18 protein-coding genes are annotated in these 14,144 nt (G+C 74.0%); 7 read left to right on the forward strand and 11 right to left on the reverse strand.

Going from position 1 to position 14,144, the window contains the following annotated elements; all coding sequences use genetic code 11:
* Positions 1 to 163 precede the first annotated feature (163 nt).
* The 3 genes from ACIRYZ_RS30085 to ACIRYZ_RS30095 all read left to right on the forward strand — a co-directional run bounded on the left by ACIRYZ_RS30085 (position 164) and on the right by ACIRYZ_RS30095 (position 2,817).
* The gene (locus ACIRYZ_RS30085; protein WP_402950255.1) at positions 164 to 1,876 is read left to right on the forward strand and encodes a pyruvate dehydrogenase; all 1,713 of its coding nucleotides are present in this window, start codon (positions 164 to 166) and stop codon (positions 1,874 to 1,876) included.
* Between the two features lie 83 nt (positions 1,877 to 1,959).
* Positions 1,960 to 2,595: a helix-turn-helix domain-containing protein gene (locus ACIRYZ_RS30090; RefSeq protein WP_387618788.1), complete on the forward strand. Its 636-nt coding sequence runs from the start codon at positions 1,960 to 1,962 to the stop codon at positions 2,593 to 2,595.
* Between the two features lie 30 nt (positions 2,596 to 2,625).
* Positions 2,626 to 2,817 carry a DUF6126 family protein gene (locus ACIRYZ_RS30095; protein WP_393037771.1) on the forward strand — a complete coding sequence of 64 codons (192 nt, stop codon included), beginning with the start codon at positions 2,626 to 2,628 and terminating at the stop codon, positions 2,815 to 2,817.
* 79 nt (positions 2,818 to 2,896) lie between these two features.
* On the opposite strand, the gene ACIRYZ_RS30100 is transcribed toward ACIRYZ_RS30095, so the two are convergent.
* Positions 2,897 to 4,318 (reverse strand): PLP-dependent aminotransferase family protein, encoded by a 1,422-nt coding sequence (locus ACIRYZ_RS30100; protein WP_402950168.1) that lies wholly within the window; start codon positions 4,316 to 4,318, stop codon positions 2,897 to 2,899.
* A gap of 178 nt (positions 4,319 to 4,496) precedes the next feature.
* Between ACIRYZ_RS30100 and ACIRYZ_RS30105 the strand changes: the two genes are divergently transcribed.
* The gene (locus ACIRYZ_RS30105; protein WP_402950260.1) at positions 4,497 to 4,631 is read left to right on the forward strand and encodes a helix-turn-helix domain-containing protein; all 135 of its coding nucleotides are present in this window, start codon (positions 4,497 to 4,499) and stop codon (positions 4,629 to 4,631) included.
* Positions 4,632 to 4,680: 49 nt separating this feature from the next.
* Here ACIRYZ_RS30105 and ACIRYZ_RS30110 read toward each other — a convergent pair whose 3' ends face one another.
* Positions 4,681 to 5,097, reverse strand: coding sequence for a carboxymuconolactone decarboxylase family protein (locus tag ACIRYZ_RS30110; protein ID WP_402950171.1), 417 nt, complete (start codon positions 5,095 to 5,097; stop codon positions 4,681 to 4,683).
* A gap of 127 nt (positions 5,098 to 5,224) precedes the next feature.
* On the opposite strand from ACIRYZ_RS30110, the gene ACIRYZ_RS30115 reads away from it, so the two are divergent.
* Positions 5,225 to 6,109, forward strand: a complete 885-nt coding sequence (locus ACIRYZ_RS30115) for a sigma-70 family RNA polymerase sigma factor (RefSeq protein ID WP_402950174.1) — start codon at positions 5,225 to 5,227, stop codon at positions 6,107 to 6,109.
* Between the two features lie 69 nt (positions 6,110 to 6,178).
* On the opposite strand, the gene ACIRYZ_RS30120 is transcribed toward ACIRYZ_RS30115, so the two are convergent.
* The 3 genes from ACIRYZ_RS30120 to ACIRYZ_RS30130 all read right to left on the reverse strand — a co-directional run bounded on the left by ACIRYZ_RS30120 (position 6,179) and on the right by ACIRYZ_RS30130 (position 8,305).
* Positions 6,179 to 7,096 carry an undecaprenyl-diphosphate phosphatase gene (locus ACIRYZ_RS30120; protein WP_402950177.1) on the reverse strand — a complete coding sequence of 306 codons (918 nt, stop codon included), beginning with the start codon at positions 7,094 to 7,096 and terminating at the stop codon, positions 6,179 to 6,181.
* A 100-nt stretch (positions 7,097 to 7,196) separates the two neighbouring features.
* On the reverse strand, positions 7,197 to 7,433 hold the full coding sequence (locus ACIRYZ_RS30125) for a hypothetical protein (protein WP_402950180.1): 237 nt from the start codon (positions 7,431 to 7,433) through the stop codon (positions 7,197 to 7,199).
* A gap of 92 nt (positions 7,434 to 7,525) precedes the next feature.
* The gene (locus ACIRYZ_RS30130; protein ID WP_402950183.1) at positions 7,526 to 8,305 is read right to left on the reverse strand and encodes an NRDE family protein; all 780 of its coding nucleotides are present in this window, start codon (positions 8,303 to 8,305) and stop codon (positions 7,526 to 7,528) included.
* A gap of 154 nt (positions 8,306 to 8,459) precedes the next feature.
* On the opposite strand from ACIRYZ_RS30130, the gene ACIRYZ_RS30135 reads away from it, so the two are divergent.
* Positions 8,460 to 8,951 (forward strand): carboxymuconolactone decarboxylase family protein, encoded by a 492-nt coding sequence (locus ACIRYZ_RS30135; protein ID WP_402950186.1) that lies wholly within the window; start codon positions 8,460 to 8,462, stop codon positions 8,949 to 8,951.
* A gap of 11 nt (positions 8,952 to 8,962) precedes the next feature.
* On the forward strand, positions 8,963 to 9,769 hold the full coding sequence (locus ACIRYZ_RS30140; protein ID WP_402950189.1) for an isocitrate lyase/phosphoenolpyruvate mutase family protein: 807 nt from the start codon (positions 8,963 to 8,965) through the stop codon (positions 9,767 to 9,769).
* A gap of 55 nt (positions 9,770 to 9,824) precedes the next feature.
* On the opposite strand, the gene ACIRYZ_RS30145 is transcribed toward ACIRYZ_RS30140, so the two are convergent.
* Genes ACIRYZ_RS30145 through ACIRYZ_RS30170 form a run of 6 tightly spaced genes read right to left on the reverse strand, consistent with a single transcriptional unit; the run spans position 9,825 to position 14,138 of the window.
* Positions 9,825 to 10,127 (reverse strand): hypothetical protein, encoded by a 303-nt coding sequence (locus tag ACIRYZ_RS30145; protein WP_402950191.1) that lies wholly within the window; start codon positions 10,125 to 10,127, stop codon positions 9,825 to 9,827.
* Between the two features lie 47 nt (positions 10,128 to 10,174).
* Positions 10,175 to 11,269, reverse strand: coding sequence for a cytochrome P450 (locus tag ACIRYZ_RS30150; RefSeq protein ID WP_402950193.1), 1,095 nt, complete (start codon positions 11,267 to 11,269; stop codon positions 10,175 to 10,177).
* Complete coding sequence (locus ACIRYZ_RS30155) at positions 11,254 to 12,780, reverse strand: cytochrome P450 (RefSeq protein WP_402950195.1); 1,527 nt, start codon at positions 12,778 to 12,780, stop codon at positions 11,254 to 11,256. Before ACIRYZ_RS30155 ends, ACIRYZ_RS30150 begins: the two co-directional genes overlap by 16 nt.
* Positions 12,777 to 13,403 (reverse strand): ATP/GTP-binding protein, encoded by a 627-nt coding sequence (locus tag ACIRYZ_RS30160; protein WP_393037804.1) that lies wholly within the window; start codon positions 13,401 to 13,403, stop codon positions 12,777 to 12,779. Before ACIRYZ_RS30160 ends, ACIRYZ_RS30155 begins: the two co-directional genes overlap by 4 nt.
* Complete coding sequence (locus tag ACIRYZ_RS30165) at positions 13,381 to 13,728, reverse strand: DUF742 domain-containing protein (RefSeq protein WP_393037807.1); 348 nt, start codon at positions 13,726 to 13,728, stop codon at positions 13,381 to 13,383. Before ACIRYZ_RS30165 ends, ACIRYZ_RS30160 begins: the two co-directional genes overlap by 23 nt.
* Complete coding sequence (locus ACIRYZ_RS30170; protein WP_387618830.1) at positions 13,725 to 14,138, reverse strand: roadblock/LC7 domain-containing protein; 414 nt, start codon at positions 14,136 to 14,138, stop codon at positions 13,725 to 13,727. The genes ACIRYZ_RS30165 and ACIRYZ_RS30170 overlap by 4 nt, the downstream gene beginning before the upstream one ends.
* Positions 14,139 to 14,144: the final 6 nt, after the last annotated feature.

Raw genomic sequence — 14,144 nt, forward strand, 5'->3', positions numbered from 1 at the left:
GAGCGGCCCCTCGTCCGTCGCCCTCGCCCGTCCGTCGCCCTCGCCCGCCCGTCGCCCTCACCCGTTCGTCCCACCCCGAGTGCGCCGTTCCACGGCCCGTCGGAGGGTGCAGGTGTCCTGCGGCGACCGAAGGAGTACTCCCGTGGCGAGCGTGGCCGAACAGATGGTGGAGGTGCTCCGGCAGGCCGGGGTGGAGCGGGTCTACGGCGTCGTCGGCGACAGCCTCAACCCCGTCGTCGACGCGATCCGCCGCGCCGAGGGCATCGGCTGGGTGCACGTCCGCAACGAGGAGGCCGGCGCCTTCGCGGCCGCCGCCGAAGCCGAGCTCTCCGGCCGCCTCGCGGTCTGCGCCGGCTCCTGCGGCCCCGGCAACACCCACCTCATCCAGGGCCTGTACGACGCCCAGCGCAGCGGCCTGCCGGTGCTCGCGCTCGCCTCGCACATCCCGTCCGGGCAGATCGGCACCGGTTTCTTCCAGGAGACCCATCCCGAGCGGGTGTTCACCGACTGCAGCAACTGGTGCGAGATGCTCTCCACCCCCGCCCAGCTGCCCCGGCTGCTCCGGATCGCGATCCAGCACGCGATCGGCTCGCACGGCGTCTCGGTGTTCGCCTTTCCCGGGGACGTCGCCGCCCTCCCCGCCGCCGGGCCGACCGGAACCAGCCACTTCCTCACCGAGCAGGCCGTCGCCGCGCCGCCCTGGTCCCAGGTGCAGGAACTCGCCCGGCTGCTCAACGCGGCCCGCCGGGTCGCCCTGTTCTGCGGCGCCGGGGTGCGCGGGGCGCACACCGAGGTGATGGAGGCCGCGCAGGCGCTGAAGGCGCCGATCGGGCACTCGCTGCGCGGCAAGGAATGGATCCAGTACGACAACCCCTACGACGTCGGGATGAGCGGCCTGCTCGGCTACGGCGCCTGCCACGAGGCGCTGCACTCCGCCGACCTGGTGCTGCTGCTCGGCACCGACTTCCCGTACGACTCCTTCCTGCCGCAGACCCGTACCGTCCAGGTCGACCACGACGCCACCCGGCTGGGCCGGCGCACCGCGCTGGAGCTGGCCGTGCACGGGGACGTCGCGGCCACCCTGCGGGCCGTCCTGCCGCTGCTGGACGAGAAGAAGGACCGCTCCTTCCTGGACGGCATGCTGAGGAAGCACTGCCGGGCGCTGGAGGACGTGATCGGCGCCTACACCCGGGACATCGAGAAGCACCTGCCGATCCACCCCGAGTATGTCGCCTCGGTGCTCGACGAGGTGGCCGCCCCGGACGCGGTGTTCACCGTGGACACCGGCATGAACAACGTCTGGGCCGCCCGCTACCTGCAGCCGAACGGCCGCCGCCGGGTGATCGGCTCCTTCCTGCACGGCTCCATGGCCAACGCCCTCCCGCACGCGATCGGCGCCCAACTCGCCTGCCCCGGACGGCAGGTGGTCGCGATGGCGGGCGACGGCGGGATCGGCATGCTGCTCGGCGAACTGCTCACGGTGGCCAAGCACCGGCTGCCGGTGAAGACGGTGGTGTTCAACAACGGCGCGCTCGGCATGATCAAGCTGGAGATGCTGGTCTCCGGCTACCCCGAGTTCGAGATCGACAACGGCGACGTGGACTACGCGGGCATCGCGCGGGCCATGGGCATCCCGGCCAAGCGGGTCGCCGAGCCGGCCCGGGTCCGGGAGGTCCTGGCGGAGGCGCTGGAGCGGCCCGGCCCGGCCCTGGTGGACGTGGTCACCGACCCCAGCGCACTGTCCATCCCGCCGTACATCACCGCCGCCCAGCTGAAGGGCTTCGCGCTGGCGGCCGGGCGCACGGTGCTCTCCGGCGGCGTCGGGCGGATGATCGACCTGGCCCGCAGCAATCTGCGCAACATTCCCCGGCCGTGAGCGGCGCGAAGGGGCGTTCGGGCAGGCTTTGCCTCTGAGGCAAAATTCTTGCCCGTGCGGCACGTGAGGTGTCCACTGGTCACATGACCACCAGCCCCACCGGCACCCCCGCCGCGGGTGACCAGCTCGACGACCAGGAAGTCGCCGGCCTCGCCGCCCGCCTCCGCGAGCACCGGCTCAGCAGCCGGCTCACCCTGGAGGTCGCGGCGGCGCGGGTCGGACTCTCCCCAGCCTATCTGTCCCGGCTGGAAACCGGCCGCCGCCAGCCCTCCCTGCCCGTCCTCCTCGGCCTCGCCCGCGCCTACGGCACCTCGGTCTCCGGGCTGCTCGGCGAGACCATGGCCGAGCCCGACCCGGTGGTCCGCGGCGGCGCCATAGAGCCCGGCCGGGCCGGCGGCTGGGGCTACCGACGGGCCGGCGCCCCCGGCCGCGCCATGCAGGCCCTACGGGTGCACGTCCCGCCGGGCGTCCAGGACGCGGTGGTCCGGGTGCACCCCGGCGAGGAGTGGCTGTACGTCCTGCGGGGCGACCTGCGGCTGACCCTCGGCGACCGCGTCCACCACCTCGCCTCCGGCGACTCCGCCCACTACGACTCGCTCACTCCGCACTGCATCGCCGCCGAGTCCGACACCGGCGTCGAACTGCTCTTCATCCACACCCTGCTGCAGAGCCCCGGCGGCGAACTCTGCCTCGGCGGCGGCCCCGCAGCGAACCACTGACCTACCGTCAGACCCCTGGAGGAGATCCCCATGGACGATCCCACCACCACCACGACCACGACTGCTGCCGTCGCCGACACCCCCGCCGGCCCGAAGACCATGGATGCCGGAAAGTGGGCCAACAAGCGGGTCTACCACCGCCTGGTGATCTACACCGCGGGCATCCATGTCTTCGCCGGGTTCATCATCCTGCTGTTCGAACTGGGCAGTCGCAACAGGTAGTCGGCGCGGAGGCAGCGGAGTCTTCCGCTGCTCTCCCGCTGCGGGTCGGGCGATCAGGGGAGGGGGCGGATCCCTCGTCTCATGCCCGGCGCAGCAGGTCGCACAGGGCGTCCAGGGCCGCCGGGAAGGCGTGTTCCGGAGGGGTGGCGTAGCCGATCACCAGGGCCGGCGCGGCGGCCTCGTCGGCCGGGGCGGCACGGTGCCAGCCGAGGCCGCTGAGGGCGAGGCCGGAGGCTTCGGCGCGGGCCAGGAGTTCGGGCTCGGGGGTGGAGCCGGGCGGGAGTTGGAGGACCGCGTGCAGGCCGGCGGCGATGCCGGTGACCCGGACGTGCGGGGCGTGTTCGGCGAGGGCGGCGACGAGGCGGTCGCGGCGGCGCCGGTAGTGCAGGCGGCAGCGCCGTACGTGCCGGTCGTACGTGCCGGAGGTGATCAGTTCGGCGAGGGTCAGCTGGTCGAGCACCGGGGACATGGTGTCGGCCAGCACCTTCAGCCGGGCGACGGGTTCGACCAGCGCGTCCGGCAGGGCGAGCCAGGCCAGCCGCAGGCCGGGGGCGAGGCTCTTGGCGGCGGTGCCCGCGTACACCACCCGTTCCGGGTCGAGCGCCTGCATCGCGCCGAGCGGCTGCCGGTCGTAGCGGAACTCCCCGTCGTAGTCGTCCTCGATCACGTACCGGTCCTGCTCGCGCGCCCACCGCACCGCGGCCGCCCGCCGGTCGGCGGACAGCGGGGCGCCGGTGGGGTACTGGTGGGCCGGGGTGAGCAGCACGGCGCCGTTGCGGGGGCCGAGGTGCTCGACCTGTGCGCCCTCGCAGTCGAGCGGCAGCGGCGCGGTGGTCAGCCCCGCGGCCCGGACGACGGCGTGCTGCGGCGGCAGCCCGTACTCCTCGACCGCGAGCGAGCGGGCCCCGCGCTCCCGCAGGGCGGCGCAGAGCAGGCCGAGGCCCTGCTGGACGCCGTTGCAGACGAGCAGGTGGTCCGGGTCGGTGCGCACGCCGCGGACCCGGGCCAGGTAGTGGGTGAGCGCTTCCCGCAGTTCGATCCGGCCGAGCGGGCCGCCGTAGCCGAGGGCCTCGTGCGGCGCGGTGGCGAGGGCGCGGCGGGCGGCGGCGAGCCAGGCGGTGCGGGGGAAGAGCGAGAGGTCGGGCCGCCCGGACATCAGGTCGTGCCGGACGGTCCGCCGCCGTTCCTGCGGCCGGGCCGGCCGTACGGCGGGCGAGGGCGCGGCCCGCCGGGCGACGGTGGTGCCGGAGCCCTGCCGGGAGCTGAGCCAGCCCTCCGCGGTGAGCTGGCCGTACGCCTCGACGACGGTGTTGCGGGCGATGCCGAGGTCCTCGCCGAGGGCCCGGGAGGACGGCAGCCGGGTGCCGGGGGCGAGCCGGCCGGCCTGGACCGCTTCCCGCAGGGCGTCCTCCAGGGCGGCCCGCAGCCCGGTGCCGGCGGCGCGCCGCTCGGTGAGGTCCAGGTGCAGGTCGCCGCCGAAGGAGGTCCAGGAGCCGTTCACGGGTGTTCTCTCAGGAGGCCTCGGCCTTCAGGCCGGGGGGACGGGGGTCCCCCTACCCGGAGGGTGGGGGAGGGTCCTTGTCTCGGAGCCGCGAAGCGGCGGAGTGATCTTCGGAGGTTCGGGCGGAGGTTGTTGTCAGTGGCCTTCGGTGGGTTGATCGTGTGCATCTTCGGTACTCCTGTCGCATCTACCGACGGCGGGTCAGCGTGCCGCGCCGGCTCGGACGTTCGGGTGTGCACGGGTGGTGTACAACGATGCGCTTGCGGTGCGGAAGGATGCCAGGAAAGGAGGCTTGCCGTTCCCCGTTCCTTAGGGCGGGGAGGATGTCAAGGGCTCCATTCTCGCCTGTCGCCTGTCGCCAGTCAGCTCCAGGTGGCGCCGGCGGGCTCCTCGATGGTGGTGTTGAGGCGGTTGACGAAGTTGGTCGGCGCGATCATCAGGATGATCGCGGAGAGCTGCTCCTCGTTGAAGTGGTCGGCGGCGGCGTCCCGGACGTCGTCCAGGACGGCCTTGCCGGTGCGATCGGCGATCCGGGTCGCGGCCTCGGTGAGTTCGAGGGCGGCGCGCTCCTCGTCGGTGAAGAACAGGGCCTCGCGCCAGGCGGCGACGGCGTGCAGCCGCTCGCCGGTCTCGCCGTGCTTCCTGGCGCCCTGGACGCCCGCGAACACGCGGGCGCCGCAGCCGTTGATCCGGCTGGCGGGCAGGTGGACGAGCTCCAGGACCTGCGGGGAGACACCGCCCTGGTGCATGGCCTTGTCGATGTTCTGGATGCCCTTCATCGCGTCCGGCAGAACAGGGCGGGGTTCTTCCTGCGGGCGGTAGCGTGGGCGGTGGTCACCGTGGGTTCCTCGTGGTCGGTTAGCGTCCGTCACCGGTCCGACGGATGCCGACGTGAGGATGTGACAGGTGAGCGAGGAATTTTCCGGGACGGATCTCCTGGCCGGGCGCTTCGAGGCCGAGCGCCCCCAACTGCGGTCCGTGGCCTACCGGATGCTCGGGTCGGTGGCCGAGGCCGAGGACGCCGTCCAGGAGGCCTGGCTGAAGCTGAGCCGCAGCGACGTGAGCGAGGTGCGCAACCTCGGGGCCTGGCTGACGACCGTGGTCGGCCGGGTCTGCCTGGACCAGCTGCGTTCCCGGGCCTCCCGCCGGGAGGACCCGCTGCCCGAGCAGGAGGGGCAGGTACGGCTGCCGGACCCGGTGGTCAGCGGGCTGACGGCGCTGGACCCGGTGCACGAGATCCTGGTCGCGGACTCGGTCGGGATCGCGCTGATGGTGATCCTGGAGACGCTCTCCCCGGCGGAGCGGGTGGCCTTCGTGCTGCACGACATGTTCGACGCGATCGCCGAGGTGCTCGGCCGCACCTCGGCCTCCACCCGCCAGCTGGCCAGCCGCGCCCGCCGCCGGGTGCGGGACGCCACCCCGGCGGCCGACTCCGACAACGCCCGCAAGCGCGAGGTGGTGGAGGCCTTCATGGCCGCCTCCCGGGGCGGTGACTTCGATGCCCTGCTGGCCGTGCTCGACCCCGAGGTGGTGGCCCGTTCCGACGGCGGGACGCTGGTGCCGAGCTTGCTGCGCCGCGGCGCAGCCGACGTCGCCTCGCAGGCGATCACCTTCGCCCGCTTCGCCGCCGCGGGGCGCCTGGTGCTGGTCAACGGCTCGCCGGGGGTGGTCTCCTTCGCCGAGGGCCGCCCGCTGTCGGTCATGTCCTTCACCATCTGCGACGGTCGGATCACCGCCATGGACATCCTCACCGACCCGACCCGCCTGGCCGCCCTGGGCCTCACCGCGTAGACGCGGAACGGGCCGTCCGGCAGCCTGCCGGACGGCCCGTCGGACGCGCGGGTCCAGATCGACCGGTGCTCAGATCGACAGGTAGACGGCGCTGCCGACGCCGGCCAGGAAGCAGTAGACGGCGAAGGGCGTCAGGCTGCGGGTCTCGAAGTACTTGGTGAGGAACCGCACCGAGACGTAGCCCGCGACGAAGGCCGCGACGCTGCCCGCGGCGACGGGGCCGAGGACGGCGGAGTTCTCCGGCTTGAACAGCTCGGGCACCTTGAGCACCGAGGCGGCCAGGATGACCGGGGTGGCGAGCAGGAAGGAGAAGCGGGCGGCGTCCTCGTGGTGCAGTCCGCGCAGGATGCCGGCGCTCATGGTGACGCCGGAGCGGCTGATCCCGGGGAAGAGCGCGAGGATCTGGGCGGCGCCGATCAAGGTGCCCTGGCCGAAGCTGAGCTTGGTCAGCCGGGCGTCGGAGGCGATCGCCGGGTCCAGGCCCGGCTCGTCGACCGGGGCGGCGTGCCCGGCCCGGCGGCGGCCGGTGCCGCCGCGCTTGAGCCGCTCGGCGCCGAGCAGCACGAGCCCGTTGAGGGCGAGGAAGACCGCTGCCGGGACGGGCTTGCCGAGCGCGTGCCGCAGCGCCTTCTCCAGAGCCAGGCCGGCCACTCCGACCGGGATGGTGGAGATGATGAGCAGCCAGGCGAGCTTCTCGTCCCGGGTCTGCACCCGGCGGTGCCGGGCGGAGCTGATCAGGCCGCTGACCACCCGGACCCAGTCCCGCCAGAAGAAGACCACCAGGGCGAGCGCGGTGGCCAGGTGCAGGGCGACCAGGGCGGCGAGGTAGGAGGAGCCGTCGGCGGTCATGTCGAGGTCCTGCTGGATCTTTCCGCCGATCACGGCGGGGAGCAGGATGCTGTGGCCGAGGCTGGAGACCGGGAAGAGTTCCGTCACACCCTGCAGCAGGCCGACGCCTATCGCTTCCGGGTAGGTCAGGGTGGACATCGCGCACCTTCGCTCAGGGGGTCTGCGGCCGGCCGATTCCGGGGGCCCCCGCGAAGCTACTACCGGCATGTAGACGCCCGGCAGCCCTGCCGCCAGAAGTTCATCGAGCGTACGTCCGGGCGACACCGGCCCCGAGTCGGCGTACCAGCATCCCGGCCACGGCGCCCGGGACGGCGTCGGCCGGAACCACCTGGTGCACGGCGCCGCCGATCAGCATTCCGGCGGTCGCCGTGAGCGGGGCGCCCACCAGCGGCAGGGTGACGGCGAGGACGGCGGGCAGCAGGGCGCAGGGGCGGCGGGGGCGGTCCGTCGCGGGCGGGGTGGGCATCGTGGGCATCGCTGGCCTCCTGCGGGGGCGAGGGGTCGACAGACGCCCACGATGCCGCCTACCGCAGCGTCAGGTTCAAGTCCTTTTCCGCGCCGTCCGGTTCATGCCACCACCTGCTGCCACCCCGACCCGTCCGCCGGCACCGGCGCGGTAGCGAAGTCGTAGCGCAGCAGCTCCGGCCCGAGGGCGAGCAGGGAGACCGAGGAGGAGCCCCAGATCCGTCCGTCGCCGAAGTCCCGCCGCTGGATCAGCGCGGCGTCCTCGTCCAGCGCCAGCCCGTCACCGGTGATGATCGGCAGCCACGCGCCCCAGGCCCCGGCGGCCGTGCCGTCGGCGGTCGGCTCCGGTCTGGGCGCGGCGGCGAAGCGGGCCCGGAAGTGGTCGGCGCGCGCGGCCATCAGGGTCCGGATCCGTTCGGAGGCGGTGCGGTTGGCGGCCGTCCCCTCCAGTCCGTCGTTGACGACCACGCTGAGGCCGGTGGGCAGTTCGTGCTGTTCCAGCCGTCCGCCGCCCCAGCTGGTGACCCGGGCGCCGTCCGGGCTGACCTGGACGAGGTGGAAGGGGTCGTACGGGGTGAGGTCGAGGTGCCCGATCCCGCCCTGTCGGACGGCGGTGAGCGGCAGTTCGCCGCGGCTGAGCCGGGCGTCGGCGGGGGCGAGCGGGCCGAAGCCGTTCAGCAGGCAGGCGGCGGTGCGCCGGGCCGGGTCGACGGCCAGCCAGGTGCCGCCGGCCGCGAGGTCCAGCCCGCCGAGCAGTCCGGGCCGGTCCGGCCAGTGGTGGTCGGGCGGCAGCCAGCCGCGGCCGAGGTACTCGTCCCGGACGGACAGCAGCAGCACCGGTACCGCCGCCCCGGGCTCGATGCTGACGAACGCCGTGCACACGGTCCCGTCTCCCCCTACTCTCGTCCTGCCGGGGATCCCGGCGGGAACCCCCTCGGCGATCATCGCACTCCTGTTCGTGCACCGGAAATGGCCCAAGGAACCCGGTGCCGAATGCACCAGGACGGCAGGCCACTGCGCTCCTACGCTGGTAGTCATGACGACGACGAACGAGACTCCGAACGCCACCGACGGCCCGGTGCCGGCGCCGGAGCAGCGCCTGGCGATGCCGAGGCTCGCGCCCGACTACTACCAGGCCATGATCGCCGTGGACCGGGCGTCCCGGCAGGGCGTCGACCCGGTGATCGCCGAGCTGGTCAAGGTGCACGCCTCGATGATCAACGGCTGCGCCTTCTGCATCGACATGCACGCCACCGACGCCCGCAAGAACGGCGAGCAGGACCACCGTCTGGTCTCCCTCCCCGCCTGGCGCGAGACCCCCTGGTTCACCGCCCGCGAGCGCGCCGCGCTGGCCCTCACCGAGTCGGTCACCCTGCTGACCCGGGGCCACGTGCCGGACGCGGTGTACCAGGAGGCCGCCGCGCAGTTCGACGAGACCGAACTCGCCCAGCTGATCGCCCTGATCGCCACCATCAACGCCTGGAACCGGATCGGCGTGGCCACCCGCATGAGCCCGGCAGCGACGTGAGCGGAGCCGAGATGACCACCCAGCAGGACAGGGCCCGGCTGCTCAAGGAACTGCACCGCCCCGGCGAGCCGGTGGTGCTGGCCAACGTCTGGGACGCGGCGAGCGCCCGGCTGGTGGCCGCGGCCGGGGCGAAGGCGGTGGCGACGGCCAGCGCCAGCGTCTCCTGGTCGCTCGGCAGCCCGGACGGCGGCGCCGACCGCGACCAGGTGCTGGCCCGGACCGCCGAGGTGGTCCGCTCGGTCGGCCTGCCGGTCACCGCGGACCTGGAGAGCGGCTACGCGGACACCGCCGCCGGGGTCGGCGAGACCGTCGCCGCGCTGCTCGCCACCGGCGCGGTGGGCGTGAACCTGGAGGACGCCGAGTACGCCCCGGAGCAGGCCGCCGAGCGGATCGCGGCCGCCCGGGCGGCGGCCGGGGCGGCGGGCGTGCACCTGTTCGTCAACGGCCGCACCGACGTGTTCCTGCGCGGCCTGGGCGAGCCCGAAGGCCGGCTCGACGAGGCGGTCCGCCGGCTGCGGATGTACGTCGAGGCGGGCGCGGACAGCGTGTTCGTCCCCGGCGTCGCCGACCCGGAGACCATCGCCGCCCTGGTCGCGGCCGTCCCCGCCCCGCTGAACGTGCTGGCCGCCCCCGGCTCCCCGTCGGTCGCCGAACTGGCGAAGCTCGGCGTGGCCCGGATCAGCCTGGGCCCCGGGCTGGGCAAGGCGGCGTACGCGGCGGTCCGCCGCGCGGCCGAGGAGGTGTACGCGAGCGGCACGTACACCTCCCTGGACGGCGGGCTGACCTACCAGGAGCTCAACGCCCTCTCCGAGGGCTGAGCGGCAGAGGGCGACCGGCTGACCGGACGGGGGTCGGTCAGCCGGTCCCCGACCGTCAGCCGATCTGTCCGCTGAGCCCCGGGTGGGACATCTGGTTGGTGCCGACGGCCTCCACCTCGTGGGCGGCGTGCCCGACCACCGGGAGCTTGCCCGCGGTATGGAGGGCGAGGTCGGCGGGGGACAGGTTGAGACCGTCGGTGATGCCGCCGGTGGCGTCCGGCGAGCTGGCGGTCTGGGTGGTGGCGGAGGCCGCCGGGGCGGCGAGGGCGAGGCCCGCCATGGTGAGGGCGGCCAGGGTGGCGAGTTTCTTCATGCCCTGCCGAACGACCCGGGCCGCCCCCAGGTAACCGGGTGACACGGACCGTCACCCTCCGAACACCGTCACCCTCTGAACGGTCAGCACCCTCAGGTCGTCACCCACAGCGTCCGCACGCTGTTGCTGACGAACGACCCGATCGGCTCGTTCACCCGCCCCGGCGCCGCCGCCAGCCCCGGGAACCGCTCGAACAGGTGCCGCAGCGCCGTCTCCGCCTCCAGCCGGGCCAGCCCCGAGCCGAGGCAGAAGTGCGGGCCGTGGCCCAGCGACAGGTGCCGGGCGGGCTGCCGGGTCAGGTCGAAGCGGTCGGCGTCCGGGTAGTGCCCGGCGTCGCGTCCGACCGCCGCGTAGGAGGCGAGCAGCGCCTCGCCGCGCCGGATCACCACGTCGCCGACCTCGATGTCCTCGCTCGCGTAGCGCAGCGGGAACTGGCCGACCGGCGAGTCGTGGCGCAGCGTCTCCTCCACCACCGCCGACCACGGCTGGGCGCCGTCCAGGACCAGCCGCAGTTGGTCGGGGTGGGCGAGCAGGGCCCGCACCGCGTTGGTGATCAGGTTGAGCGTGGTCTCGTGCCCGGCCACCAGCATCAGCAGCAGGGTGCCGACGAGCTCGGCCTCGCTGAGCCCCTCCCCGGCCGCCCGGGCGGCGATCAGGTCAGTGGTCAGGTCGTCGCCGGGATCGGCCCGCTTGGCCGCCACCACCGAGGCCAGTAGCGCGTTCAGGTCCCGCTGGGCGGCGACGGCCGCGGCCGGGGTGGCCGAGCTGGAGACCAGGGTGTCGGACAGCGCGTGCAGTTCGTCCTGCTGCTCCACCGCCAGGCCGAGCAGCTCGCCGATCACCTGCATCGGCAGCGGGTAGGCGAAGTGCGCGCGCAGGTCGAACGCGCCCTCCCGCTTCGCCACTTCGGCGAGCGAGTCGAGCAGCGCGACCGTCCGGGCCTCGATCGCGGGCGCCAGCGCGGCTATGCGGCGTGGGGTGAAGGCCTGGCTGACCAGCCCGCGCAGCCGCCGGTGGTCCTCGCCGTCGGCGGTGACCATGCCCGGTACGGTGACGAAGTTGAGCAGCGGCCAGCCCTCCGGCAGCCGCCCCTCCCGGAAGTCCGTCCAGAGCCGGGCGTTCTTGCCGACCCGGGGGTCGGCCAGCAGCGACTGCAGGGTGTCGTGGTGGGTTACCGCCCAGACCACCACCCCACCAGGGAGTTCCACCAGGACCGCTGGGCCGGCTGCCCGGAGTCGGGCGTTCTCTCCGTGCTGGTCGCGGCCGAAGGGGTCGAGCCGGACGGGTTCGGGGCGGGCTCCGGGGGAGCCGTCGGCGGTGTCCATGCGGGCCTCTCGGGGGCGGGCGGGCGGGGCGGGGTGAAGGCGCTGTACAGCACCGGCAGGGCGACCAGTGCCCGCGACCACGGGGACGGCCGCCAGGCCAGTTCACCCGACGGGACGGCGAGTTGGAGGTCCGGCAGACGGTGCAGCAGGGTTTCGACGGCGGTCTCGACGATGATCCGCGCCGGGTGCTGGGCCGGGCAGACGTGTCGGCCCGCGCCCCAGGCGAGGTGCGCCCGGTTGCCGCCGAGCGAGCCCTGGGCGGCGGAGGCGGCGCCCTGGGCGGCCGGGTCGGCGTTGGCCGCGGCCAGGCCGAGCACCAGCATGTCGCCGGCGCTGATGTACTGGCCGCCGAGCACGGTGTCGCCGGTGGCCCAGCGGCCGGGGAAGTTCTGCGTCGGCGGGTCGCGCCAGAGCACCTCCTCCAGCGCGTCGGAGACGGTCAGCCGGCCGCCGGTGAGGGTGGCCCGGAATCGCCGGTCGGTCAGCAGCAGCCGCAGGGTGTTGCCGATCCAGTTGATGCAGGTCTCGTTGCCCGCGACCATCAGCACCACCAGGTGGTGCACCGCCTCCTCGTCGGTCAGCCCGGCCGGGTGGGCGAGCAGCCAGGAGGTGAGGTCGGCGCTGGGCGCGGAGCGGCGGCGGCGCACCAAGTCGGCCAGGATCTGCTGGAACTCCCCGGCGGCGCGCACCGATTCGGGCCCGCTGTCCACGAAGTGGCTGATCAGCTCGACCATCCGCGGTCCGGCCCCGGTGGGCAGGCCGACCAGCTGGGTGGAGACCAGCAGCGGCAGCGCACGGGCGTACTGGCCGATCAGGTCGGCGGTGCCGTCCGGACCCCAGCTGTCGATCAGGCCGTCGGCGGCGGTCTCGGTGGTCTCGCGCAGCTGCCGGTGGTCGATCTGGGCCAGGGTGTCCGAGACGGCGGCGCGCAGCCGCTGGTGCTCGGCGCCGTCCAGGTTGAGCAGGGTGGGCCGCCAGGCGGTCATCGGCTGGAGCCGCGAGTCGGGGGCGAGCCGGCCCTCGGCGGGCACCCGCCAGTGCCGCGAGTCCTTGGAGAACAGGGCCTCGTTGCGGGTGAGTTCGAGCAGCTCGCCGTAGCCGAGGACGAGCCAGGCCTCCACCCCGGGCTCCAGCTCGATCGGCGCGACCGGCCCGTGGCGCTCGCGCAGCCGGGCGTACAGGCCGTGCGGGTCGTCGGCGACGGCCTGCCCGTACAGCGGGGTCAGCGGCACGCCGACCGGCAGCCCGCCGCCGTACGCGGTCGCGCCGTTGGAGACCCCGCCGTGCGGCGCGCCGTTCGAGGCGCCGTCGTACGGGCCCCCGCCGTGCGCGACCGGGCAGCCGGGGGCCTGCGGCGGCTCGGGAGCGGTCATCGCTGCAGCTCCAGGAGCGAGCTGCGGTGCAGGTGGTCCACGAAGTCGATCAGCAGGTCGTAGGACTGCCGCCGGTCACGCGCGTCGCAGTAGAGGATCGGCACGTCCGGCAGCACGTCCAGCGCCGAGCGCAGCTCCTCCTCCGGGTAGGTCGGCGTGTCCGGGAAGGTGTTGACCGCCACCGCGAAGGGGATGCGCTGCTCCTCCAGCCGGCCGAGCACGTCGAAGCTCTCGTCCGGCCGCCGCAGGTCGACCATCGCGATGGCGCCCAGCGCCCCGCGCGACAGGTCGTCCCACAGCGGCCAGAACCGCTGCTGCCCGGGCGTGCCGAACAGGTACAGCGCGAGCCGGGAGTTGAGCGTGATCCGGCCGAAGTCCAGCGCGACCGTGGTGGTGGTCTTGCCGCTGTGCCCGGTCAGATCGTCCACGCCGCTGCTGGCGGCGGTCATGGTCTCCTCGGTGCGCAGCGGGGTGATCTCGCTGAGCGAGCCGACCAGGGTGGTCTTGCCGACCCCGAACGGGCCGGTGACCAGGATCTTCACCGCGCCCTGCACCGAGGCCGGCAGGTACTGCGGCTCGGCCGGCACGTCGGCGGGGGCTTCAGCGGAGTTGGCGGAGGCCAACGAGCACCTCTTCCAGGAGGGTTGTGGGCAGGCGTTCGGCCTGCGGGACGGGCGGGAGCACCTGCACGGCGCCGAGGTCCCAGAGGTCGCCGACCAGCACCTTGACGACGCCGAGCGGCAGCCCCAGGTGGGCCGCCACCTCGGCGACGGAGAGCAGGCTGTGGCAGAGCCCGAGGATGCGCCGGTGCTCGCGGTTGAGCAGAACGTGCTCGGGCAGTTCCGGGGGGTCGGATAACGCGCTGACCAGGCTCTCGATGGCCAGGTCGGCCCGGGTGGGGCGGCTGCGCCCGCCGGTGATGACGTAGGGCCGGACGGGCCCGTTCACCGGTGGCCCCCCGCCGCGTGGTCGACCCGCGGCGGGCTGGTGAGGTGGGTTCCGATCCGCTCGACCAGGACCTGCATCTGGTACGCGACCAGCCCGGCGTCCACCGCCTCGCTGGTCACCACGGCCAGGTGCGCGCCGGCCCCGGCGGCGACGATGAAGAGGTAGCCGCCGCCGTACTCGATGATGATCTGGCGGGTGGCGCTGCCCGGTCCGCCGAAGCCCGCCGCGACGCCGCGGGCCAGCGACTGCAGTCCGGAGCAGGCGGCGGCGAGCCGTTCGGCGTCCTCGCGGGGGATGCCGGCGCTGCGGCCGATCTCCAGGCCGTCGTTGGAGACGACGACGGCGTGCTGGACCTGCGGGACGGCGATGATGTCGGCGAGCAGCCAGCCGAGATCAGGGGTGGTGGTCATGGAACT

This window comes from Kitasatospora sp. NPDC101155 (assembly GCF_044768305.1).
Classification (GTDB): Bacteria; Actinomycetota; Actinomycetes; order Streptomycetales; family Streptomycetaceae; genus Kitasatospora.